Source organism: Paracoccus thiocyanatus, from assembly GCF_900156255.1.
Classification (GTDB): domain Bacteria; phylum Pseudomonadota; class Alphaproteobacteria; order Rhodobacterales; family Rhodobacteraceae; genus Paracoccus; species Paracoccus thiocyanatus.
In genome coordinates this window covers 34,946-58,300 of record NZ_FTMK01000007.1, presented here as the reverse complement: position 1 = coordinate 58,300, position 23,355 = coordinate 34,946, and the positions used below count along the sequence as shown (strand labels likewise).

At 67.9% G+C, this 23,355-nt stretch carries 24 protein-coding genes; 18 read left to right on the top strand and 6 right to left on the bottom strand.

The features are described from left to right. The first annotated feature begins 71 nt into the window (after positions 1–71). The 7 genes from F3H32_RS07115 to ggt all read left to right on the top strand — a co-directional run bounded on the left by F3H32_RS07115 (position 72) and on the right by ggt (position 8,775). Positions 72–398 (top strand): DUF2849 domain-containing protein, encoded by a 327-nt coding sequence (locus F3H32_RS07115; RefSeq protein WP_149765235.1) that lies wholly within the window; start codon positions 72–74, stop codon positions 396–398. Beyond that, positions 391–2,055 carry a nitrite/sulfite reductase gene (locus F3H32_RS07110; protein ID WP_149765234.1) on the top strand — a complete coding sequence of 555 codons (1,665 nt, stop codon included), beginning with the start codon at positions 391–393 and terminating at the stop codon, positions 2,053–2,055. The genes F3H32_RS07115 and F3H32_RS07110 overlap by 8 nt, the downstream gene beginning before the upstream one ends. Continuing rightward, on the top strand, positions 2,048–2,779 hold the full coding sequence (locus tag F3H32_RS07105) for a phosphoadenylyl-sulfate reductase (RefSeq protein WP_149765233.1): 732 nt from the start codon (positions 2,048–2,050) through the stop codon (positions 2,777–2,779). Before F3H32_RS07110 ends, F3H32_RS07105 begins: the two co-directional genes overlap by 8 nt. Further along, a complete protein-coding gene (locus F3H32_RS07100; RefSeq protein ID WP_149765232.1) occupies positions 2,776–3,147 on the top strand; it encodes a DUF934 domain-containing protein in 372 nt (123 codons plus the stop codon). Before F3H32_RS07105 ends, F3H32_RS07100 begins: the two co-directional genes overlap by 4 nt. Before the next feature lie 55 nt (positions 3,148–3,202). Beyond that, positions 3,203–4,039 carry a ferredoxin--NADP reductase gene (locus F3H32_RS07095; RefSeq protein ID WP_149765231.1) on the top strand — a complete coding sequence of 279 codons (837 nt, stop codon included), beginning with the start codon at positions 3,203–3,205 and terminating at the stop codon, positions 4,037–4,039. A 122-nt stretch (positions 4,040–4,161) separates the two neighbouring features. After that, on the top strand, positions 4,162–6,831 hold the full coding sequence (gene topA, locus F3H32_RS07090; RefSeq protein ID WP_149765230.1) for a type I DNA topoisomerase: 2,670 nt from the start codon (positions 4,162–4,164) through the stop codon (positions 6,829–6,831). 207 nt (positions 6,832–7,038) lie between these two features. After that, positions 7,039–8,775 (top strand): gamma-glutamyltransferase, encoded by a 1,737-nt coding sequence (gene ggt, locus F3H32_RS07085; protein WP_223191365.1) that lies wholly within the window; start codon positions 7,039–7,041, stop codon positions 8,773–8,775. On the opposite strand, the gene F3H32_RS07080 is transcribed toward ggt, so the two are convergent. Continuing rightward, positions 8,769–9,116: a DUF488 domain-containing protein gene (locus F3H32_RS07080; RefSeq protein WP_149765229.1), complete on the bottom strand. Its 348-nt coding sequence runs from the start codon at positions 9,114–9,116 to the stop codon at positions 8,769–8,771. The two genes, ggt and F3H32_RS07080, sit on opposite strands and share 7 nt — an antisense overlap. A 177-nt stretch (positions 9,117–9,293) precedes the next feature. Between F3H32_RS07080 and F3H32_RS07075 the strand changes: the two genes are divergently transcribed. The 11 genes from F3H32_RS07075 to F3H32_RS07025 all read left to right on the top strand — a co-directional run bounded on the left by F3H32_RS07075 (position 9,294) and on the right by F3H32_RS07025 (position 19,640). Beyond that, entirely contained in the window at positions 9,294–9,869 is a 576-nt protein-coding gene (locus F3H32_RS07075; protein WP_149765328.1) for a hypothetical protein, read from the top strand. Positions 9,870–9,967: 98 nt separating this feature from the next. After that, positions 9,968–10,372: a tol-pal system-associated acyl-CoA thioesterase gene (gene ybgC / locus F3H32_RS07070; RefSeq protein WP_149765228.1), complete on the top strand. Its 405-nt coding sequence runs from the start codon at positions 9,968–9,970 to the stop codon at positions 10,370–10,372. Positions 10,373–10,473: 101 nt separating this feature from the next. Next, positions 10,474–11,169, top strand: a complete 696-nt coding sequence (gene tolQ, locus F3H32_RS07065; protein ID WP_115754772.1) for a protein TolQ — start codon at positions 10,474–10,476, stop codon at positions 11,167–11,169. A 1-nt stretch (position 11,170) separates the two neighbouring features. Then, the gene (locus F3H32_RS07060; protein WP_115754773.1) at positions 11,171–11,635 is read left to right on the top strand and encodes an ExbD/TolR family protein; all 465 of its coding nucleotides are present in this window, start codon (positions 11,171–11,173) and stop codon (positions 11,633–11,635) included. A 3-nt stretch (positions 11,636–11,638) separates the two neighbouring features. Continuing rightward, complete coding sequence (gene tolA, locus F3H32_RS07055; RefSeq protein ID WP_149765227.1) at positions 11,639–12,982, top strand: cell envelope integrity protein TolA; 1,344 nt, start codon at positions 11,639–11,641, stop codon at positions 12,980–12,982. Between the two features lie 88 nt (positions 12,983–13,070). Continuing rightward, positions 13,071–14,381, top strand: coding sequence for a Tol-Pal system beta propeller repeat protein TolB (tolB, locus tag F3H32_RS07050; RefSeq protein WP_394349612.1), 1,311 nt, complete (start codon positions 13,071–13,073; stop codon positions 14,379–14,381). Positions 14,382–14,403: 22 nt separating this feature from the next. Further along, positions 14,404–14,913 (top strand): peptidoglycan-associated lipoprotein Pal, encoded by a 510-nt coding sequence (pal, locus tag F3H32_RS07045; protein ID WP_188128612.1) that lies wholly within the window; start codon positions 14,404–14,406, stop codon positions 14,911–14,913. Further along, positions 14,913–15,827 (top strand): tetratricopeptide repeat protein, encoded by a 915-nt coding sequence (locus F3H32_RS07040; protein ID WP_149765224.1) that lies wholly within the window; start codon positions 14,913–14,915, stop codon positions 15,825–15,827. The genes pal and F3H32_RS07040 overlap by 1 nt, the downstream gene beginning before the upstream one ends. After that, a complete protein-coding gene (gene tilS, locus F3H32_RS07035) occupies positions 15,820–17,046 on the top strand; it encodes a tRNA lysidine(34) synthetase TilS (protein ID WP_149765223.1) in 1,227 nt (408 codons plus the stop codon). Before F3H32_RS07040 ends, tilS begins: the two co-directional genes overlap by 8 nt. A 60-nt stretch (positions 17,047–17,106) precedes the next feature. Beyond that, positions 17,107–19,005, top strand: a complete 1,899-nt coding sequence (ftsH, locus tag F3H32_RS07030; RefSeq protein ID WP_115756064.1) for an ATP-dependent zinc metalloprotease FtsH — start codon at positions 17,107–17,109, stop codon at positions 19,003–19,005. 317 nt (positions 19,006–19,322) lie between these two features. Beyond that, positions 19,323–19,640, top strand: a complete 318-nt coding sequence (locus tag F3H32_RS07025) for a chorismate mutase (protein WP_149765222.1) — start codon at positions 19,323–19,325, stop codon at positions 19,638–19,640. A gap of 176 nt (positions 19,641–19,816) precedes the next feature. Here F3H32_RS07025 and F3H32_RS07020 read toward each other — a convergent pair whose 3' ends face one another. Genes F3H32_RS07020 through ruvC form a run of 5 tightly spaced genes read right to left on the bottom strand, consistent with a single transcriptional unit; the run spans position 19,817 to position 23,299 of the window. After that, positions 19,817–20,227 (bottom strand): PaaI family thioesterase, encoded by a 411-nt coding sequence (locus tag F3H32_RS07020; RefSeq protein WP_149765221.1) that lies wholly within the window; start codon positions 20,225–20,227, stop codon positions 19,817–19,819. Then, the gene (ruvB, locus tag F3H32_RS07015; protein ID WP_149765220.1) at positions 20,220–21,245 is read right to left on the bottom strand and encodes a Holliday junction branch migration DNA helicase RuvB; all 1,026 of its coding nucleotides are present in this window, start codon (positions 21,243–21,245) and stop codon (positions 20,220–20,222) included. The genes F3H32_RS07020 and ruvB overlap by 8 nt, the downstream gene beginning before the upstream one ends. After that, on the bottom strand, positions 21,242–22,117 hold the full coding sequence (gene htpX, locus F3H32_RS07010; RefSeq protein ID WP_149765219.1) for a zinc metalloprotease HtpX: 876 nt from the start codon (positions 22,115–22,117) through the stop codon (positions 21,242–21,244). Before htpX ends, ruvB begins: the two co-directional genes overlap by 4 nt. Positions 22,118–22,122: 5 nt before the next feature. Next, entirely contained in the window at positions 22,123–22,794 is a 672-nt protein-coding gene (gene ruvA, locus F3H32_RS07005) for a Holliday junction branch migration protein RuvA (protein ID WP_149765218.1), read from the bottom strand. A gap of 10 nt (positions 22,795–22,804) precedes the next feature. Next, complete coding sequence (gene ruvC, locus F3H32_RS07000; RefSeq protein ID WP_149765217.1) at positions 22,805–23,299, bottom strand: crossover junction endodeoxyribonuclease RuvC; 495 nt, start codon at positions 23,297–23,299, stop codon at positions 22,805–22,807. Positions 23,300–23,355: the final 56 nt, after the last annotated feature.

The following is a 23,355-nucleotide window of genomic DNA, read 5'->3' as shown; positions in this document are numbered from 1 at the left end:
TTTCCGCCCCACTCGTCAATATGCGGGATTTTTTTCTATATTGGCGACAGAGGAAAAGAAAGGCAAAGGCCATGTCCAAGGGCTTCACCCCATCCCCCGCGACCCCCGGCGTCATCACCGCGAATGACCTGCGCATGGGCCATTGCGTGTGGATGCGCGACGGCCGGTGGACCGCGGACCCGCGCGCGGCCGAGCTGTTCGAGGACGAGGCCATCGCCGAACTGGCGCTGCTCGACGCGGTCTCTCAGGCCGATCTGGTGGTCGGCCCCTATCTGGTCGAAGCGAAGCGTGGCGCCGACGGCCGCCCCGAGCCGGCGCATTTCCGCGAGGCGTTCCGGCGCAGCGGCCCGACCCACAAGCATTTCCAGCAAGCCGAAGCCGAGGCCAGCCATGTTTGACGCGCGCCCCCAGCATAACGACCAGCATCGCGAATACCTGCGCCACCGCACCCAGCAGTTCCGCCAGCAGGTCCAGCGCCGCCTGGACGGCAGCCTGACCGAAGAGGAATTCCGCCCGCTGCGGCTGAAGAACGGCGTCTATCTGCAACTGCATTCCTATATGTATCGGGTGGCGATCCCCTATGGCGCGCTGACCCCGGACCAGTTGCGCATGCTGGGCCACGTGGCCGAGCGCTGGGACCGCGGCTATGGCCATTTCACCACCCGCACCAATATCCAGTTCCACTGGCACAAGCTGGTCGATATCCCCGATTCGATGGAGGCGCTGAACTCGGTCGGCATCCACTCGATCCAGACCTCGGGCAATACCATCCGCAACGTCAATGCCGATGCCTTCGCCGGCGCCGCCGATGACGAGCTGGAGGATCCGCGCCCCTGGGCCGAACTGATCCGCATCTGGTCCACCGACCATGCCGAATTCCAGTTCCTGCCGCGCAAGTTCAAGATCTCGGTCTCGGCCGGCAAGCAGGACCGCTCGGCGGTTTCGGCCTATGACATCGGGCTGCGCATCGTCGAGCGGGACGGCCAGCGCGGCTTTCAGGTCTGGGTCGGCGGGGGCTTGGGCCGCACGCCCTATCTGGGCCAGGTGATCCGCGATTTCCTGCCGCAGGCGGACCTGCTGCCCTATCTGGAGGCGATCCTGTCGGTCTATAACCTGACCGGCCGGCGCGACAACAAGTGGAAGGCGCGGATCAAGATCACCGTGGCCGAACGCGGCCTTGACGTGTTCCGCGCCGATGTCGAGGCAGAGTTCGCGCAGCGCCGCCAGCAGTTCTCGGGGCTGGACCAGGAGATCTTGCGCGACCTGCGCGCCCGGTTCGCGCCGCCCGAATTTCGCGACGCGCCGGTTCAGGGCTATGAGGCGGCACGGGCGGCGAACGGCGCCTTCCGCTCCTGGACCGATACCAACCTGCACCCGCACCGCATTCCGGGCTATGCCAGCGTCATCGTCACGCTGAAGGCGCCGGGTGCCACGCCGGGCGACATGAGCGCCGAACAGATGCGGCTGGTGGCCGACCTGGCCGAGCGGCTGGCCCATGGCGACATCCGGGTGAACCACGACCAGAACCTCGTCCTGCCGCATGTGCGCAAGGCCGACCTGCCCGAGCTTTACGAGGCGCTGCGCGCGGTCGGGCTGGCCACGGCGAATTTCGGCAAGATCACCGACATCATCTCTTGCCCTGGCATGGACTATTGCACCCTGGCGACCGCGCGCTCGATCCCGATCGCGCAGGACATCGCCGCGCATTTCCGCGCCCGCGGGCTGGAGGACGAGATCGGCGAGATGAAGATCCGCATCTCGGGCTGCATCAACGCCTGCGGCCATCACCACCTGGGCCATATCGGCATCCTGGGCCTGGACCGGGCAGGGGTCGAGAACTACCAGATCACCCTGGGCGGCGACGGCTATGAGACCCCGACCCTGGGCCAGCGCGCCGGCGCGGGCTTCCCGGCGGACCAGGTGGTGCCCGCCATCGACCGGCTGGTCGATGCCTATCTGGAACTGCGGGAATCGCCCGACGAGCGGTTCCTTGACGCCTATCGCCGTCTGGGGGTAGCTCCGTTCAAGGCGGCGCTGTATCCGGCCGATGCTTGACCAGACGCTGGACGCGCGCGCGGCGCGGCTGAACGACCGCTATCGCCACCACGCGGCGACCGAGGTGCTGCGGCATGCGCTGCGCGATCCCGACCTGGGCGCGACCACGCTGGTTTCCAGCTTCGGGGCGGAATCGGTGGTGCTTTTGCACATGGTCTCGGTGGTGGCGCCGGGGACGCCGGTGCTGTTCATCGACACGATGATGCTGTTCCCCGAAACGCTGGACTATCAGCTTGAGGTGACGGAAAGGCTGAAGCTGACCGATGTGCGGCTGATCCGCGCCACCGAGCGCGAGGTGGCGCTGAACGACCCGGACGGCACGCTGCACCAGTTCAATGCCGATGCCTGCTGTGATCTGCGCAAGACCGTGCCGCTGGAACGCGAACTGGCAAGGTTCGATGCCTGGATCACCGGCCGCAAGCGCTTCCAGGGTGGCGAGCGCCAGCGGCTGGATTTCTTCGAATCCGAGCCGCCGTCGCGGCTGCGCATCAACCCGCTGGCCCATTGGCGTCCGCAAGACGTCCAGGACTACATGGCCGAGAACAACCTGCCGCGCCATCCGCTGGTCGCCAGGGGCTATGCCTCGATCGGCTGCGCCCCCTGCACCTCGCCCATCAAGCCGGGCGAGGATCCGCGCGCCGGCCGCTGGCGCGGCAGCGGCAAGACCGAATGCGGCATCCATTTCATCGGCGGCAAGATGGTCCGCGCAGGAGCGAACACATGAGCGATTTCTTTCTGGTCCGCGACGACGGCTTCCACTCCCATGACGGGGCCGAGCCGGTCACGCTGACGGCCGACACCGATCCGGCCGGCCTTGGGGCCTGGCTGGAGCATGACCTGATCGCCATCGACTTCCCGGCCATGACCGACGGGCGCGGCTTTTCACTGGCCCGGCTGCTGCGCCAAAAGGGCTACAAGGGCCGGCTGCGCGCCGTGGGCAAGCTGATCTCGGACCAATATGCCATGGCCCGCCGCGTCGGCTTCGACGAGGTGCAGATCCCCGCAGCGCTGGCCGAGCGCCAGCCGCAGGAACAATGGCTCTATCGTGCCGATTGGCGCGACTGGGACCATCGGTCGCGGCTCGCCGGCTGAAACCTGGGGTTTCGCCCCGCCCTCCCATGCATTAGATAGACCGGGAATCCCGACCATGACACTGGATCTTTCCGTGGACCTCGCCGCCAAACCCGCCAAGACGCTGCCCGACGCCCAGACCGTGACCGCGGTCCGGCACTGGACCGACCGGCTGTTCTCGTTCCGGGTGACGCGGCCGGCCAGCCTACGCTTCCGTTCGGGCGAATTCGTGATGATCGGCCTGCCGGACGACAACGGCAAGCCGATCCTGCGCGCCTATTCCATCGCCTCGCCCAATTGGGACGAGGAGCTGGAATTCTATTCGATCAAGGTGCCGGACGGGCCGCTGACCTCGCGCTTGCAGAACATCCAGCCGGGCGACCAGATCATCCTGCGGCCCAAGCCCGTGGGCACGCTGGTGCTGGACGCGCTTTTGCCCGGCAAGCGGCTGTGGTTCCTGGCCACCGGCACCGGCATCGCCCCCTTTGCGTCGCTGATGCGCGACCCCGAAACCTATGAGCGCTACGAGCAGGTGGTGATGATGCATACCTGCCGCACCGCCGACGAGCTGGCTTACGGCCGCGACCTGGTCGAGAACCTGAAGCACGACCCGCTGCTGGGCGAGCTTTACGGCGAGGAATTCGCCGGCCGCCTGCGGTATTACCCGACGACGACGCGGGAAGAATCGCCCCATATGGGCCGGATTACCGACAACCTGGCTTCGGGCAAGGTGTTCGCGGACCTGAACCTGCCGGCCATGGATGCGGCGAATGATCGCGCCATGATCTGCGGCAGCCTGGCCTTCAACACCGATGTGAAGGCGGTGCTGGAAGGGTTCGGCCTGCGCGAGGGCGCCAATAGCGATCCCAAGGAATTCGTGGTCGAAAAAGCCTTTGTCGGCGACGGAATCTGACCAAACCGGGGGCTTTGCGCCCCCGGACCCCCGCAGGATATTTGGACACGAAAGAAGCCCGGCGTTGACAGTTCGCCGGGCGATGGCCATGTTCCGGCGCCGAATCAAGCGAAGGAATTTTCATGCCCGTCGTCGTCGTTGAATCTCCGGCCAAGGCCAAAACGATCAACAAATACCTGGGCGACGACTATACGGTTCTGGCCTCGTTCGGGCATGTGCGCGACCTGCCGCCCAAGGATGGCAGCGTCGATCCCGAGACGGATTTCACCATGAAATGGGAAGTCGCGGCGGAATCGAAAAAGCATGTCAAGGCGATCCGCGATGCGCTGGCCTCGGATCCGAACCTGATCCTGGCCACCGACCCCGACCGCGAGGGCGAGGCGATTTCCTGGCACCTGCTGGAAACCCTGGCGCCGGCCCTGAAGAAGGGCGCCGAGGTCAGCCGCGTCACCTTCAACGCCATCACCAAATCCGCCGTGACCGAGGCGATGGCCAATCCGCGCCGGATCGACCAGCCGCTGGTCGATGCCTATCTGGCGCGGCGGGCGCTGGACTACCTGGTCGGCTTCAACCTGTCGCCGGTCCTGTGGCGCAAGCTGCCGGGCGCCAAGTCGGCGGGCCGGGTGCAATCGGTCGCCCTGCGCATCATCGTCGATCGCGAGATGGAGATCGAGGCGTTCAAGGCCCGCGAATACTGGTCGGTCCATGCCCGGCTGGCGACGCCGCGCGGCGACGAATACGACGCGGCGATGACCGTCTTCGGCGGCAAGAAGCTGGACCGCTTCGACCTTGCGACCGAGGAGCAGGCCAAGCTGGCCGTGGCCGCCATCGCCTCGCGCGACCTGTCGGTGGCCAGTGTCGCGTCGAAGCCGGCAAGCCGCAATCCCTGGCCGCCCTTCATGACCTCGACCCTGCAACAGGAGGCCAGCCGCAAGCTGGGCCTGGGCGCGCGGGCCTGCATGTCGGCGGCGCAGCGGCTTTATGAGGCGGGCCATATCACCTATATGCGGACCGACGGCATCGACATGGCGCCCGAGGCGGTGATGGCCGCGCGCGATTCGATCAAGGCGCGCTTCGGGGCGGAATACCTGCCCAAAAGCCCGCGCATGTACAAGAACAAGGCCAAGAACGCGCAGGAAGCGCATGAATGCATCCGGCCGACCGACATGTGGCTGTCGCCCGACAAGCTGCCGGTCGCCGACAAGGACCAGAAGGCGCTTTACGACCTGATCTGGAAGCGCACCCTGGCCAGCCAGATGGAATCGGCGCGCATGGAACGCAGCACGGTCGAGATCGGTTCGGCCGACGGCCAGGTCGGGCTGCGCGCAACCGGCCAGGTCATGCTTTTTGACGGCTTCCTGCGGGTCTATGACCAAGGTCGCGACGACGAGGAGGACGAGGACGGCCGCCGCCTGCCCCAGATCGAGCAGGGCGAGGCGGCGCGCAAGGTCGGCGGCGCCTTTGCCGCGGAATATGAAAAGGCCCTGGGCACCGGGGATGCGCTGATCGAAAGCGCGGCTTCGGGGCAATTGTCGGCGCCGGGCCTGGTCGCCGACGAGGCCGCCGCCATCGCCGCGCGGCGGCATTTCACCCAGCCGCCGCCGCGCTATACCGAGGCGACGCTGGTCAAGCGCATGGAAGAGCTGGGGATCGGCCGGCCTTCGACCTACGCCTCGATCATCGGCACGATCCAGGATCGCGATTATGTCCGCAAGGAACAGAACCGCCTGATCCCCGAGGACAAGGGCCGGCTGGTCACGATCTTTCTGCTGAAATATTTTCCGCGCTATGTCAGCTACGATTTCACTGCCGACCTAGAGGGGGAACTCGACGACATTTCTTCGGGCGAGCGCGCCTATCGCGAGGTGCTGCGCCGGTTCTGGCGGGACTTCAGCGCCGCGCTGGAAGGCACCAGCGAGCTGCGCATCAGCGAGGTGCTGGATGCCATCGACGAAGCGCTTGCGCCGCAGCTTTATCCGCCTCGGCCAGACGGATCGGACCCGCGCGAATGCCCGCTGTGCCACAAGGGGCGGCTGCACCTGAAAACCGCGCGCTCGGGCGGGGCCTTCATCGGCTGCACCAACTATCCCGAATGCCGCTTTACCCGGCCGATCAGTTCGCCCGATGCCGAGGTGGTGGGCGATACCGTCCTGGGCCTGGACAATGGCGACGAGATCAGCCTGAAGAACGGCCGCTTCGGCCCCTATGTCCAACGCGGCGAGGCGACCGAGGAACAGCCGAAGCCGCCGCGGGCCTCGGTGCCCAAGGGCTGGGACCTGGCCTCGGTCGACCTGGAACGGGCGCTGGCGCTTCTGGCCCTGCCGCGAGAGATCGGCCCGCATCCCGAGGACGGCGTGCCGGTCGAGGCCGGGATCGGCCGCTACGGCCCCTATGTGAAGCATGGCGCGAAATACGCCAACCTGCCCGATGTGGACGAGGTCTTTACCATCGGCATGAACCGCGCGGTCGAGGTGCTGGCCTCGAAACAGGTGCGGGGCAGGGCGGCCGCGGCGGCGCCGCTGGCCGATCTGGGCGAGCATCCCGAAGGCGGGCCGGTGCAGGTGATGAGCGGGCGCTACGGGCCCTATGTCAAATGGGCCAAGGTGAACGCGACGCTGCCCCGCGACCTGGAACCCGGCGCGGTCACGCTGGAGCGGGCACTGGAGCTGATCGCCGAGAAGGCCGCGAAATCGGGCAAGAAGCCGGCAAGGAAGGCGGCGGCAAAGAAGCCGGCCGCAAAGAAGGCCGCCGCGAAGAAGCCGGCTGCGGCCAAGGCGAAAAAGACCGGGTGAAGCGCCCGGCTTCGCCGCCGGATTCCGGGTATTTGGAAAACGGTGAAACAAGCGGTTGCGCCGGACGTCGGGCGCTGCATGGCGTTTCACCGTTTCACAAATACTCATGACGCGGCCGGGACGCCGGCGCAGCATCGCGGCTTTCGCATGTTGATCCGGGCCGTTCTGCTGCTAGGCTCGGTCCCGCAACGGTAAGCGGAGGCCGAGATGAAGGATCGAATCGTCGCAATGGGTTGTGCTGCGGGATTGGCGCTGGGCTGGACCGGGGGGCCGGCCACGGCCCAGGACGCCGCGATATTCGACCCGATGGACCGCATCCATCCGGTCTGGGCGGAAAGCGGCATGGTTTCGGCGCAAGAACGCCTGGCGGCCGAAATCGGCCGGGACATCCTGGCCCAGGGCGGCAATGCGGTCGACGCCGGCGTGGCGGTCGCATTCGCGCTGGCCGTCACCCTGCCGCGGGCCGGCAATATCGGCGGCGGCGGCTTCATGCTGGTCCATGACGCCGAAACCGGGCAGACCCATGCCATCGACTATCGCGAGATGGCGCCGCAGGGCGCCTCGCGCGACATGTTCCTGGACGCGGCGGGCGAGGCCGACAGCGAGAAGTCGCTTTACAGCGGCGCCGCCTCGGGCGTGCCGGGCACCGTGGCGGGAATGAAGCTGGCCTTGGACAAATATGGCAGCATGGACTGGGCCGAGGTGATCGCCCCGGCGATCCGGCTGGCCGAGGAGGGCATCGCCGTCACCCCCGAGCTTGCCGACAGCATCGAGGCCGAGCGCGAGCATCTGGAGAAATTCCCGTCCAGCGCGAAGATCTTCTTCCAGGACGGCGGCGCGGCCTATCGCCCCGGCGACCGGCTGGTGCAGGCCGACCTGGCAGCAACGCTGAAGAAGATCGCCGCCGAGGGGCCGGACGGGTTTTACAAGGGCGAGGTGGCCCAGGCCATTGCCAAGGCGGTGCAAGAGGCCGGCGGGCTGATCACCGTCGAGGACATGGCCGCCTATCAGCCCGTCGAACGCGAGCCGGTGCGCGGCAGCTATCGCGGCCACGAGGTGGTGTCGATGCCGCCGCCCTCGTCCGGCGGCGTGCATCTGATCCAGATCCTGAATGCGCTCGAGGGCTATCCGATCGGCGCGCTGGGGCAGAATGCCGGCGAGACCATCCACCTGATGGCCGAGGCGATGAAGCTGGCCTATGCCGACCGCTCGGAATACCTGGGCGACCCGGATTTCGTGGATGTGCCGGTCGCGGCCCTGACCAGCAAGGATTACGCCGTCGAGATGCGCCAAAGGATCAGCGCCGATTTCGCCACGCCTTCGGTCCTGATCAAGCCGGCCGATCTTGCGCCCTACGAATCCGACCAGACCACGCATTTCTCGGTGGTGGACAAGGACGGCAACGCGGTCTCGAACACCTATACCATCAATCTTAGCTATGGTTCTGGCCTGGTGGCCGAAGGCACCGGCGTGCTGATGAACAACGAAATGGACGATTTCTCGGCCAAGCCGGGCGTGCCCAACGCCTTTGGCCTGGTGGGCGGCGATGCCAATGCAGTCGAGCCGGGCAAGCGGCCGCTGTCCTCGATGACGCCGACCATGGTGCTCAAGGACGGCAAGGTCTGGCTGGTCACCGGCTCGCCCGGCGGCGCGCGGATCATCACCACGGTGTTGCAGGTGGTCATGAACATGATCGACCACGGCATGAACGTGGCCGAGGCCTCGACCGCGCCGCGCGTCCATCACCAATGGCTGCCGGACGAGCTGCGGGTGGAAGAAGGCGTCAGCCTGGACACCATCCGCATCCTGCAAGGCAAGGGCCACAGCGTCGCGGTCAAGGAGGCCATGGGCTCGACCCAGTCGATCATGCGCGACCCCCAGACGGGGACGCTTTACGGCGCCTCGGACCCGCGCCGGCCGGATGCGGCGACGCTGGGCTACTGATCCAGATAGTCCCGCAGGGCCACGGCATTGTTGTGCCTTGTGTCCTTGGCACCGTAAAGCAGCGTGACCGGACCCTTGCGCATCAGCGCGCGCAACTCGCGCAGGGGGCCGGGATTGGCATCCAGCTCGGCGCGGTAGCGGCGGCGGAACTCGGCCCATCTCTCGGGGTCATGGTCGAACCAGTGCCGCAATTCGTCCGAAGGCGCGATCTCCTTCAGCCAGAGATCGGCCCCCAGGGTCTCGCGGCTTATGCCGCGGGGCCAGATACGGTCGACCAGCACCCTGCGGCCCTCGTGCGGGCCGGGCGGATCATAGGCGCGTCGGATGGCGAGATCTGTCATCGCATCTCCTCTTCCTTGGGAAAATTCGGACGGGGCGCATCAGGTTCCCCCGGCGTTGACATGATTTCCCAAAGCCGCGAGAACGAGGCGGACGGGACAGAAAAGGGGGCTGTCTGCCCCCTCTTGCGGCTGGCGCCGCAATTCACCCCCGAGGATATTTGGGCACGAAAGAACGACATGGCCTTCGACCAGGCGGAAATCCAGGCGCTGTTCACCCGCGACGGGCGCTATCTTTGCGCGCGCTGGGGGCGGCCGGTGGCGCCGGTGATCTTTGGCCTGGCCGATGAAAGCCTGGCGGTGTTTCGCGATGCCATCCGCGCGACGCTGGCCGATGCGCGCCATCCTCTTGCCCAGACCGATCCCGAGATGGGGGCGAACATGCTGACTTTTTTCCTGCGCGGCTGGCAGGAATTGCGGGATCTGCCGGATCTCGACGGGCTGACCGGCCAGCCCGGCCTGGCCGAGCGGCTGACCGGCAGCGATGCCGAGCAGTATAGGCTGTTCCGCTTTGACCCGGATGGCACCATCCGGGCCTGCATCGGCTTCGTGAACATGGGCGGGCGGCTGGCCGACGCCCATCCGGGCCTTTTGGCCGAGACCCTGGCCATGCGCGCCATGCTCAGCTTTGCGCGCGACGTTCTTCCGACGCCGGAACTTGCGGCGCTGATTCGCGCCGCCTACGATCCCGTCCTGCCAGGTGCTGCAACCGATCCTTCGCATGCCCTGCGCCTGGCCGCGCGCCTGCAAGCCTGAGCCCTTGCATGTCTTGCGTGTCCAAATATCCTCCGGGGGAGTCGCCGCAGGCGACGGGGGTGGAAAACCCCCTTTCTTCGCCGCCATCCGGGACTGCCATGCATCGTTTTGCCATTCGCGTCTATTACGAGGATACCGACCTTGCCGGGATCGTCTATTATGCGAACTATCTGAAGTTCATCGAGCGCGCCCGTTCGGAATGGCTGCGCGAGCTTGGGGTGGACCAGGGCGCCTTGCAGCGTGCGGGTCTGGTCTTTGCCGTGCGCCGGGTCGAGGCCGATTACCTGTCGCCGGCCCGGTTCGACGATCTGCTGACGGTCGATTCCCGGCTGCATGCGCTTAGCCCGGCGCGGATCGTGCTGGACCAGGCGGTCAGCCGCGATGGCCGGCTGCTGTTCCAGGCCCGCGTCACCCTGGCTTGCCTGGCCGCGTCGGGTCGGCCGGCCCGCATTCCGGCCGAGGTGGCAGCGCGGCTTCAACGGGCCGGTCTCGCGGGTAATTGACGCAGATTTGACGCGCCCCGGCTTTGCTCGCCGGGGGGCTTCTGCTAACTGCGCCTTAGCAGAAGCCGCATCCCAGCGGCCCAAAGGACAGGCCGAATTCCATGGAACAACTCGCCGGAGCCGGGCAGCCGGTCGATTTCTCGCTTATCGCGCTGTTCGTGCGCGCCTCGCTAACGGTCCAGGTCGTGATGGTGATCCTGGTCCTGGCCTCGTTCTGGGCCTGGGCGATCATCATCCAGAAGTTCATCGCCTATAACGCCGCCCGGCGCGAGGCAGAGCGTTTCGACCGCGCCTTCTGGTCGGGCCAGCCGCTGGACGATCTTTACGACCGCATCGGCGAGACGCCCTCGGGCCCGGCCGAACGCATCTTTTCCGCCGGCATGGCCGAATGGCGGCGCAGCCATCGCGACGACGGCAACCTGATCGCCGGCGTCACCGCGCGCATCGACCGCGCCATGAACGTCGCCATCAACCGCGAGAACGACCGGCTGACCCGCGGGCTGCCATTCCTGGCCACGGTGGGTTCGACCGCGCCCTTCATCGGGCTGTTCGGCACGGTCTGGGGCATCAAGACCGCCTTCGAGGAAATCGCGATCTCGCAGAACACCTCGCTTGCCGTGGTGGCGCCGGGCATTGCCGAGGCGCTGGTGGCGACGGCGCTTGGCCTGCTTGCGGCGATTCCGGCGGTGATCTTCTACAACAAGCTCAGCTCGGATGCCGACCGCATCACCGGCGGCTATGAAGGGTTCGCCGACGAATTCTCGACCATCCTGTCGCGCCAGTTGGACGACGAATAAGATGGGCGCGGGGATCGTCAAGCGTGGGCGCCAGGGCAGGGGCCGCACCCGCAGCCAGCCGATGGCGGAAATCAACGTCACCCCCTTCGTGGACGTGATGCTGGTCTTGCTGATCATCTTCATGGTGGCGGCGCCGCTTCTGACCGTGGGGGTGCCCTTGGAACTGCCCAAGACCGCAGCCCAGGCCGTGCCCGCCGAGCCAGAGGAGCCGCTGAGCGTCTCGGTCACGCCCGAGGGGCCGATCCTGGTCATGACCAGCGAAGTCCCGGAAGACGAGCTTGTCACCCGGCTGCGCGCCGTCGCGGCCGAACGGCAGAGCGACAAGATCTATCTGCGCGCCGACGGGGCGATCCCCTATGCCCGGATCATGCAGGTCATGGGGGCGCTGAACGCGGCCGGCTTCAACAACATCGTCCTGGTGACCGAGGCCGGTGGGCCGCGGATGGACGCGGGCGCGGACGGCTAGGCCATGGACCGGGCGGAACGCATCGGCTTTTGGATTTCGGGCGCGGCCCATGCCGGGCTGCTGGGCGCGGCGCTGGTCGGCGGCGCGCTGTTCCGGCCGCAGCCGCTGGAGGCCGTGCGCATGGCCGAGGTCGCGACCATGTCCGAGGCCGAGTTCCAGTCGCTGGCCGCCGCCGCGGCCGGGCGCGGCCCGGTTTCCGACGCCGCCGCGACCATCCCGGCGCAGCCGCGCGCGCCTGCCGACGAAAACCGCCCCGGCGAGGTCGAGGCGGTCAGCCCGCCCGCCCCCGATGCCCAGGCGGCGGAACTGTCCACGCCCCCGTCCCGGCCCGAAGCGCGGCCGGACCTGTCGGATTTCCAGACGCCGAACCGGCCCGTCGCCGTGGCGACCGATGCGCCGCGCCCGGCCGAGCCGGAAAACAGCGTGGATCTGGCGGCGCTGCCGCAGGCATCGGACCGCCCCGACCCGGTCCGCAGCCCGGCGCAGGCGCAATCTCCGGCGCCGATCCCGCCGCGTTCGGCATTGGCCCCGGCCGAATCCTCGCGTCCTCGCGGCCGCCCCGAAGGGCTGGCCGAGGCCGTGCAGGCCCGCCGCGAGGCCGCGGCGGCCGCCCGCCAGCGCGAGGAATTGCTGGCCCGTGAGCAGGCCGAGGCCGCAGCCGAGCGCGCCGCCGCCGCCAAGGCCGAGCAGGCTGCCGCCCGCCGCGCCGCCGAGGAACGCGCCGAGGAAGAACGCCGCGAGGCCCAGGCCCAGGCCGAGGCGGAAACCGCCCGCAAGGCCGAGGAGGCCGAGGCCCGCGCCCGCCGGCTTGCCGCAGCCGAAGCGGCCGAGAAGGCCGCCGCCGAGGAAGCCGCCGCCGAGAAGAAGGCGGCCGAGAAAGCCGCGGCCGAAGCCAAGGCCCGCGAACAGGCCGAGGCCGAGCGCAAGGCCGCCGAGGCCGCCAAGCAGGCCGCGCTGGCCGAGGCGATGCAGGACCAGGGCTCGGGCGGGTCGGGCGGCGGCGGGGCAGCCGCCAGCGGACCCCCGCTGTCGCAGGGCGAAAAGGACGGCTTCCGCGTCGCGGTCGAACAGTGCTGGAACCGCGGCTCGCTTTCGACCGAGGCCAGCCGGACCACGGTTTCGGTGCAGTTCGCGATGGCGCCGGACGGGACGGTGGAAAAGGGCTCGCTGCGGATGATCGGCCATGACGGCGGCTCGGACGCGGCGGCGAAACAGGCTTACGAGGCCGCGCGCCGGGCGATCCTGATGTGCGAAAAGGGCGGCTACAAGCTGCCGCCGGAAAAATACAACCGCTGGAAGGACGTCATCATCGACTTCAACGCCAGCGGCGGCGCGCGGGTCAAGTGACATGGCATCCCGCATGGCATCTCTCGGTGCGACGCTCTATCCTGCAACCAAGACCTCACGAGGGCGAAACATGTTGCGAAAATTTCTGCTGACCTCTGTCATGGCCCTTGCGGGCCTTGGGCTTGCCGCGCCGGTGCTGGCGCAGGACGGGCCGCTGCGGATCGAAATCACCGACGGCGTGATCGAGCCGATGCCGTTTGCCATCGCGCGCTTCCATGACGAAGGCGGCGCGGGCGAATACCTGGCGCAGGTGCAGAACCTGATCGCCGCCGACCTGACCGGCACCGGCCTGTTCCGGGAAATCCCGGCCAGCGCCCATATCGCGCGCCCCGAAAGCTTTGACGCGCCGGTCAGCTACGAGGACTGGAAGGCGATCAACGCCCAGGCGCTGATCACCGGCTCGGTCAAGGTCGAGGGCGGCAAGGTCGTCGTCAAGTTCCGCCTGTTCGACGTCTTTGCCGGCCAGCCGCTGGGCGACGGGATGCAGTTCGACGCCGCGACCGGCAACTGGCGCCGCGCCGCGCATAAAGCGGCCGACCAGGTCTATTCGCGGCTGACCGGCGAGGGGCCCTATTTCGACAGCCGCGTCGCCTTTGTCCAGGAAACCGGACCCAAGGACGCGCGCCGCAAGCGCATCGGCATCATGGATTACGACGGCGCCAACGTGAAATGGCTGACCGACGATGCGACGCTGGTGCTGAAGCCGCGCTTCTCGCCCGACGGCTCGCGGCTGCTTTACACCAGCTATGCCACCGGCTTTCCGCAGGCGATGGTGATGGACGTGAATTCGCTGGCCGTGCGCCAGCTTGGCGCGGGCCAGCAGGGCACGATGAGCTTTTCGCCGCGCTTTTCACCCGACGGGCGCTGGATCGTCTATTCGCTGGAGAAAAGCGGCAATTCCGACATCTATCAGATGGACGCGGCGACCGGGGCGCAGCGGGCGCTGACCAATGCGCCTTCAATCGAAACCTCGCCCAGCTACAGCCCGGACGGCAAGCAGATCGTCTTTGAAAGCGACCGTTCCGGCACGCCGCAGCTTTACGTCATGGGCGCGAATGGTGGCGAGCCACGGCGGATCAGCTTTGGCGAGGGGCGCTATGGCACCCCGGTCTGGTCGCCGCGCGGCGACATGATCGCCTTTACCCGGCAGGTCGGCGGCAAGTTCCATATCGGGGTGATGCGCACCGACGGGTCGGAAGAGAAAATGCTGACGGAATCGTTCCTTGACGAGGGCCCGAGTTGGGCCCCCAATGGGCGAGTCGTGATGTTCACGCGGGTGACGCCGGGCGGCGACGGCCAGCCGCGCCTGCATTCGGTGGACATCACGGGGCGCAACATGCGCCCGGTCAAGATGAATGGCGCGGCTTCGGACCCCGACTGGGGTCCGTTGCTGCCCTGAAGCGCGTGAGATGGACAGGATAATGAAAGCTTTGATGAAAATTGCCGCGATCGGTGCCATTCTCGCGATGGCGGCCTGCGCCCGGCCGGCGCAGGACATGCGGATCCAGGACCCCTATGCCGGGGCAGGCGGTCTGGGCGGGGTCGGCGCCAGCGCGCTGCCGGGCACGGCGGAATATTTCAAGGCCAGCGTCGGCGATACCGTCCTGTTTTCGCTGGACCAGTCCACCCTGACGCCCGAGGCGCGGGTGATTCTGGCCAACCAGGCCGGCTGGCTGAACCAGAACCAGGGCTTCGCCGCCGTGGTCGAAGGCCATGCCGATGAGCAGGGAACCCGCGAATACAACCTTGCCCTGGGCGCGCGCCGGGCCAATTCGGTGCAGGAATACCTGATCTCGCAAGGCATCGCGCCCGGCCGGCTGCGCACCGTCAGCTATGGCAAGGAACGCCCGCTGGCGATCTGCTCGACCGAGGAATGCTTTACCAAGAACCGCCGCGCCGTGACGGTGGTCAGCCCTGGGGCGGGCATGTGATGGCCGGCTGGCGTCCAAGGGGGCTGCTTCTTGCCGCCGGCTTCGCGCTGGCGGCCTGGCCTGCGACGGCGCAGGACGCGCAGACCCTGGCCGATATCCGCACCGAACTGAGCCAGCTTTCCGCCGATCTGCAAAGCCTGCGCGCGCAGCTTGTCGCATCGGGGCCGGCCGGTTTCGCGGCGGCGGGCGGCGACAGCGCCATCGACCGGATGAACGCCATGGAGGCGCGGCTGGCGCAGCTGACCGGCCAGACCGAGCAGTTGCAAAACCGCATCGACCGTATCGTCAAGGACGGCACCACCCGCATCGGCGACATCGAGTTCCGCCTTTGCGAGATGGAAGAGGGCTGCGACCTGGGCAGCTTGACCACGCCGGCGCTGGGTCAGCAGGGCGGCGCAAGCCCGCTGCCTTCGGACGATCAGCAAGGCGCCCTGGCGCAACCCGCGGCCCCGGCCGGAACGGCGGCCACCGCGGCGGAAAAAGCGGATTTCGACCGGGCCCAGGAGGTGCTCGGTCAAGGTGACTTTCGTCGTGCTGCGGAGCTCTTCGCGGCCATTGCCGAAACCCATGCTGGCGGCCCGCTGACCGCCCAAGCCCTGTTCCTGCGCGGCCAGGCGCTGGATTCCGCCGGCGACCTGGACGGGGCGGGCGTGGCCTGGCTGGAAAGCTTTGCCGCCAACCCGAACGGGCCGCAAGCGGCGGATGCGCTGCTGGGCCTGTCGCGGGCCATGTCGGCCAAGGCCGGCCCGCAGGAAGGCTGCTTCTATCTTCAGGAAATCCTGGCCCGCTTTCCCGCCGCGCCCCAGGCCGCCGAGGCCGAGCGGCGCATCGCCGACAGCGGCTGCGACGCCTCGTCCGCCGCCCCGGCAGAGGGCATGGACCCCGAGGCCGCGGCGGATATGGCGGATGGCTGACCCGGTTGCGGCGCGGGTTCATGCCGCGCTGGACCGGCTGGCCGGCGACCAACCCGTTCTGGGCATCGCCCTGTCGGGGGGTGGCGATTCCACCGCCTTGATGCATCTGGCCCATGGCTGGGGCCGCGCCCGGCTGCTGGCGGCGACGGTCGATCACGGATTGCGCCCCGGCTCGGCCGACGAGGCGCGGCAGGCCGGGCTGGCCGCCGCCGCCCTGGATATTCCCCATGAAACCCTGTGCTGGACGCGACAGGGGGGCGGCAACCTGATGGCCGCGGCGCGTTCGGCCCGATTGCGGTTGCTGGGCGATTGGGCGCGGCGGCACGGGCTGTCCGCCGTGCTTCTGGGCCATACGCTGGACGATCAGGCCGAAACGCTGCTGATGCGGCTGGGCCGCGGCGCCGGGGTGGACGGGCTTTCCGCCATGGCCCCCGCGCGCGCGGCCCTTGGCGTGACATGGCTGCGTCCGCTGCTGGAGGTCGGCCGCGCCGAATTGCGCCAATGGCTGGCCGCGCGCGATCTGCGCTGGAGCGATGACCCCTCGAACGACAACGCGGATTTCCAGCGGGTCCGGCTGCGCCAGGCCCTTTCGACCCTGGACCTGCCGATGCAGCAACTGGCGCAATCGGCGGCGAATCTGGCCATGGCGCGGGATGCGCTATGCGAATTCGCCATCCTGCTGGCCCAGGGGGCGCAATGCCGCGCGGGTTCGCTGGCCCTGCCGCTCGACGCCTTTCGCACCGCCCCGCCCGAGATCCGGCGGCGGCTTCTTGTCGCAGGGCTGCGCTTTGTCGGCGGCGGCGACTATCCGCCCCGCCGCCAGCCGGTCATGCATGCCCTGGCGGTGCTGCAAGGCGGCGGGCGGCTGACGCTGGACGGGGTGATTGCCGAAACGCGGGCGGACCGGCTTTGGCTGATCCGCGAACCCGCGGCCGCGGCCAGAAGCCAGGCGGGCATGGGGGGCGATGCGCATTGGGACCGGCGCTGGCAGATCCGCGGCTTGCAACCCGGCCAACAGGTGCGCGCCCTTGGCCATGCGCCCTTGGCGGGCCTGGACTGGCGCCTGGCGGGGCTGACGCGGGACGAAGCGGCGGCCAGCCCCGGCATCTGGGCGGGCGAGCGGCTGATCGCCGCGCCCGTGCTGCAACCCACCTGCGGCTACGGCGCAAAGCCGCTGCGCGGAGCGGCTGAATTCCGGGCTTTGCTCTATATGCATTGAACCTGACGCCGGAATCCCTATTTTCAGTCGGAAGCCTGTTTACCCGCGGAGGACATGCCTTTGGGCAACGCGCGCAATATCGCCTTCTGGGTCGTGCTGTTTCTGATGATCCTGGCGCTGTTCAATCTGTTCAGCGACGGATCGGCCCAGATGAACAGCCGCCAGATCAGCTATTCCGATTTCATCCAGCGGGTGGAAAAGGACGAAATCACCGCCGTCACCATCGACGGCGAAAACGTCGGCATCACCGACAAGGACGGCAAGCAACTCGCCACCGTCCGGCCGCAGGGCGAGGAGCTGGCAAGCCGCCTGGTCGACCGCGGCATCGACGTCCGGGTCGAACGCCAGCAGCAATCGGGCTTCATGTCGCTGCTGGGGGTGTGGCTGCCCTTCATCCTGCTGATCGGCGTCTGGATCTTCTTCATGAATCGCATGCAGGGCGGCGGCAAGGGCGGGGCCATGGGCTTTGGCAAAAGCCGCGCCAAGCTCTTGACCGAAAAGCACGGCCGCGTGACCTTTGACGACGTGGCCGGCATCGACGAGGCCAAGGAAGAGCTGGAAGAGATCGTCGAATTCCTGCGCAACCCGCAGAAATTCAGCCGCCTGGGCGGCAAGATCCCGAAAGGCGCGCTGCTGGTCGGCCCGCCCGGCACGGGTAAAACCCTGCTCGCCCGCGCGATTGCCGGTGAGGCGGGGGTGCCCTTCTTTACCATCTCGGGTTCCGACTTCGTGGAAATGTTCGTCGGCGTCGGCGCCAGCCGCGTCCGCGACATGTTCGAACAGGCCAAGAAATCCGCGCCTTGCATCGTCTTCATCGACGAAATCGACGCGGTCGGCCGCGCCCGCGGCGTCGGCATCGGCGGCGGCAATGACGAGCGCGAGCAGACCCTGAATCAGCTTCTGGTGGAAATGGACGGCTTTGATGCCAACGAAGGCGTCATCATCATCGCCGCCACCAACCGCAAGGACGTGCTGGACCCGGCGCTGCTGCGTCCCGGCCGCTTCGACCGCCAGATCTATGTGCCCAATCCCGACATCAAGGGCCGCGAAAAGATCCTGGGCGTGCATTCGCGCAAGGTGCCGGTCGGTCCCGACGTGGACCTGCGGATCATCGCCCGCGGCACGCCCGGCTTTTCCGGGGCCGACCTGATGAACCTGGTGAACGAGGCGGCGCTGATGGCCGCGCGCATCGGCCGGCGCTTCGTCACCATGGAGGATTTCGAAAACGCCAAGGACAAGGTCATGCTGGGCGTCGAGCGCCGCAGCATGGTCCTGACCCCCGAGCAAAAGGAAAAGACCGCCTATCACGAGGCCGGCCACGCCATCGTCGGGTTGTCGCTGCCGAAATGCGATCCGGTCTACAAGGCGACGATCATCCCGCGCGGCGGCGCGCTTGGCATGGTGGTCAGCCTGCCCGAAATGGACCGGCTGAACTACCACAAGGATGAAGCCAAGCAGAAACTGGCCATGACCATGGCCGGCAAGGCCGCCGAAATCATCAAATACGGCGCGGAAGGGGTCTCGAACGGCCCGGCCGGCGACATCCAGCAGGCCAGCCAACTGGCCCGCGCCATGGTCATGCGCTGGGGCATGTCCGACAAGGTCGGCAATATCGACTATGCCGAAGCGCATGAGGGCTATTCCGGCAATACCGGCGGCTTCTCGGTCTCGGCGGCCACCAAGGAGCTGATCGAGCAGGAGGTTCACGGCCTGATCGAAGAGGGCTACCAGGAAGCCTATCGGATCCTGACCGAGAAGACCGAGGAGTTCGAGCGCCTGGCCAAGGGCCTGCTGGAATACGAAACCCTGACCGGCGAGGATATCGGCCGCGTGATCCGGGGCGAGACCCTGGGCGGCGACGATGACACGCCCGGATCCTCGATCCCGGCGGTCACGGCGATCCCCCGCGCCGGCGCGACGAAGCCGGCGCCCGACGCAGCGCCCCAGCCCCAGGGCTGAACCCTGGCGGAAACAGGAAAACTCCGGGATGCGTCTCGGAGTTTTTTTGTTTTGGGAAGGAAAAGACGCGGCTGCGGCTCACAGCAGCGCAAGCACCGCCGCACCCAGCGCCAGGCCCAACCCAAAGCCCAGATTGATCACCAGGCTGGCCGTCTGCATCTCGCTCCCCCTCTTTCCCCGGACTGCGTTATTCACCAAGTTGAAACGCCAATTCGGGCTAGCCGTTCCGCTTTTCGGTGAAATGGCAGCCGCCCTTCGCGGCGCATCTGTCCTGGCCGGGGCTTGCACCCGGTGACCGGGTAGGGCATGGGACGGGCATGAGCCGCGATGATCCCGAACTGCCGCCGAACTCGGCCATGCCCGAATTGCGCGCCCGCATCGATGCGCTGGATGCGCGGCTGGTGGCGCTTTTGGCCGAGCGCTCGGCGCTGATCGACGAGGCGGCGCAGATCAAGCTGCGCGAAAACCTGCCCGCCCGCATCGACGGCCGGGTCGAGGAAGTCGCCGCCAATGCCCGCCGCCTGGCTTGCCGGCACCGGCTGGACCCCGATCTGGCAGAAAGCCTGTGGCGGCTGATGGTCGAGCATTTCATCGCCCAGGAAGACCGGCTGCTTTCCACCCCGCCGCGGGATTAGGCGGCGGCGATAAAGGGGGCTTTGCCCCCGCGCGTTCCGCGCTCCCCCAGGATATTTGGACACGAAAGAAGGCGGCGCGGGACGGCCTGCTTCTTTCGTGTGGAAATATCCTGCGGGGGTCCGGGGGCGCAAAGCCCCCGGCCGCGACCGCGATCGCGCTGCGCAAGGCCGCAGGATCAGACGGGGATCATCGTGCCCTGAAGCATGGCGACGTGCTTGCGCGTGTCCCCGGTCTCGGCCCAGACATCGGCGGCGACCACCATGACGCGGCGGCCGGGGCGGATGACCCTGCCCTGGGCCAGCAGGCGGTCGCCGGTGGCGGGGGACATCAGGTTGATCTTCATCTCGACCGTCATCACCTCGGCATCTCCGGGCATCAAGGTCAGCGCCGCATAGCCGGCCGCCGAATCGCCGATGCTGAATGCCAGGCCGGCATGGCCCGCGCCATGCTGTTGCAGCACCGTGGGCAGGATCGGGGCGGTAATGGTGATCCGCCCCGGCTCGACCTGGGCCAGCACCGCCCCAAGGGTGCGCATCATGCTTTGGCGGTCGAAGCTCGTGCGGATGCGGCTTTCCAGGTCATTCATCGAACAGGCTTTCCTGCGTGCGGGGGGCGTCAAGGCCCAGATGCCGCCAGCCCAGCCGCGCCAGCATGCGGCCGCGCGGCGTGCGGGCGACCAGCCCCTGCTGCATCAGGTAGGGCTCGATCACCTCTTCGATCGAATCGCGGCTTTCCGACAGCGCGGCTGAAAGCGTTTCGACCCCGACCGGGCCGCCGCCGTAATGTTCGGCCATCAGCGTCAGGTAGCGGCGATCGGCCATGTCGAGGCCCAGGTGATCGACGCCAAGCCGGGTCAGGGCCGAATCGGCGATCTGGCGGGTCAGCCGACCATCGCCCTCGACCAGGGCGAAGTCGATGACCCGGCGCAGCAGGCGGCCGGCGATGCGGGGCGTGCCGCGGGCGCGGCGGGCGATTTCGCGCGTGCCCTCGGGTTCGCTGGGGATGTTCATCAACCGGGCACCGCGGGTCACGATCAGGTCCAGTTCTTCGATCGTGTAGAATTGCAGCCGGGTCGGGATGCCGAAACGGTCGCGCAAGGGCGTAGTCAGCAGACCCAGCCGCGTCGTGGCGCCGACCAGGGTAAAGGGTTGCAGCTCGATCCGCACCGTCCGCGCCGCTGGGCCTTCGCCGATCACCAGGTCCAGTTCGAAATCCTCCATCGCCGGATAGAGGATTTCCTCGACCGCCGGGTTCATGCGGTGGATCTCGTCGATGAAGAGCACGTCGCGGGCTTCCAGGTTGGTCAGGATCGCGGCGAGATCGCCCGCCCGCGCCAGCACCGGGCCGGAGGTCATCTTGAAATTCACCCCCAGCTCGCGCGCCATGATCTGCGCCAGCGTGGTCTTGCCCAGGCCGGGGGGGCCGTGGAACAGCGTGTGATCCATGGCCTTGCCGCGCATCCGCGCGCTTTCGATGAAGACGCGCAGGTTCGCCCGCGCCTCGGCCTGGCCGACGAAATCGGCCAGCATCTGCGGGCGCAGCGCGCGGTCCTCGCCGTCGCTTTCCAGCGGTTCGGGGCGCAGCATCGGGTCGGGCTGGCTCATCGCGCGCCCCAGGGGCCGGCGCTCGCGCCTGCGGCCATGGCTTGCAGCCGGGCGATGCGTTCCTCGGTCGGGGGATGGGTGATGAAAAGCCGGTCCATGCGCAAGGCGTGCAGCGGGTTCACGATGAACAGGCTGGCGGCGGCCGGGTTCCTTTCGGCCGGGATGTTCACCACCTGGCCCGCCGCGCGCGAGATCTTGGCCAGGGCGCCGGCCAGCGCCATCGGCCGGCCGCAGATCTCGGCGCCGATGCGGTCGGCCTCGTACTCGCGGGCGCGCGAGATCGCCATCTGCACCATGCCCGCGGCCACGGGCGCAAGCACCATGGCCAGGATGGCCGCCAGCCCGCCGCCGCGATTGTCGTCGCGCCCGCCGAACAGGCTGGAGAACATCAGCATGTTGCCCAGCATGGCGATGGCGCCGGCCATGGTGGCCGTCACCGTCATGATCAGCGTGTCGCGATGCTTGATATGCGCCAGTTCATGCGCGATCACCCCTGCCAGCTCGTCGCGGTTCAGCACCCGCATGATGCCCTGCGTCACCGCTACGGCGGCGTTTTCCGGGTTGCGGCCAGTGGCGAAGGCATTGGGCTGTTCGGTTTCCAGCACATAGACCCTGGGCATCGGCAGGCCGGCGCGCTGCGCCAATGCCGCCACCATATCGACCAGTTCGGGCGCCTGCTGGCGGGTGACGGGATGCGCGCCCTGCTGGCGCAGCACCATCTTGTCGCTGTTCCACCAGGCATAGACATTGCCCGCCCCGGCGACCAGCAGCGCGATCACCGCGCCGCCCTGGCCGCCGATCAGCCAGCCCATGCCCATGACCAGCGCGGTCAGCGCGGCCATCAGGACAAAGGTGCGCAGGTTTCCGGTCATCGTCCTTACTCCTTGGGGGCCAAAAGCCGCAGGGCCGCGCGGATCAACGCGGCGGTCGGCGCGGCGGGTTCCCGTGCCGCGGCCTCGGCCACGGCCGAGGCGGCCTCGGACGGAGCATAGCCCAGATTGCCAAGCGCCGAGAGCGCATCCGCCGTCGCCTGCGCCGATGAAGGCGCCGGACGCGTCGGGGCCGGCGCGTGGGCGGCGGTATCGACCAGTTCGGCATCGGGCAGCGGGCCGGGATCGACGGTCAGCGCGCCCCCCAGCGCCATGACCGCCGGGGCCTTGTCCTTCAGCTCCATCACCACGCGCTGCGCCAGTTTCGGGCCGACGCCGGGGGCCTTTCGCAGGGCCGACCAGTCGCCAAGCGCCAGCGCGCGCGACAGCCCGTCCGGCCCCAGCGTGCCCAGGATCGCCAGCGCCACCTTGGCCCCCACCCCCTGCACCGAGATGAGCAGCCGGTGCCATTCCTTTTCCAGCAGCGTCGGAAAGCCGAAAAGCTGCAACAGATCCTCGCGCACCAGCAATTCGGTATAAAGCGCCACCGCCTGGCCGGCGGCGGGCAGGCTGGCGGCGGTGCGTTCGCTGACATGGACGATATAGCCCACGCCGCGCACGTCGATCAGCACATGGTCCTGCGCCCGATGCAGGATCACCCCGGCGATGCGTCCGATCATTTCCCGCCCCTCATGCGCTGGCCTTGATGCGCAGGGCGCGGCCCTGCAAGTGATGAGCGTGACAAATTGCCACAGCCAGCGCATCGGCGGCGTCGGCCCCGGCGAATTCGACGCCGGGCAGCATGAAGCGGACCATGTGCTGGATCTGTTCCTTGGCGGCATGGCCGACGCCGACCACGGCCTTCTTGACGGCGTTGGGGGCATATTCGCCGATTTCCAGCCCCGCTTCGGCCGGGGCCAGCATGGCGATGCCGCGCGCCTGGCCCAGTTTCAGGGTGCCAAGCGCGTCCTTGTTGACAAAAGTCTGCTCGACGGCGGCGGCATCGGGGGCATGGCGGGCGATGACCGCGCAAAGCCCGCGATAAAGCACGGCAAGGCGCGGCCCCAGATCGCCTGCGTCGGAATGGACGATGCCGTTGTCCAGGTGCCGCAGGCGCGGCCCCTCGACCGCGATCACGCCCCAGCCCATGTTGCGCAGGCCAGGGTCTATGCCGATGATCTTCATGCCTGTTCCCTTGTTTTGGCCAAGGGTTAGCACGAAAGGCGAACATCGCCTAGTTG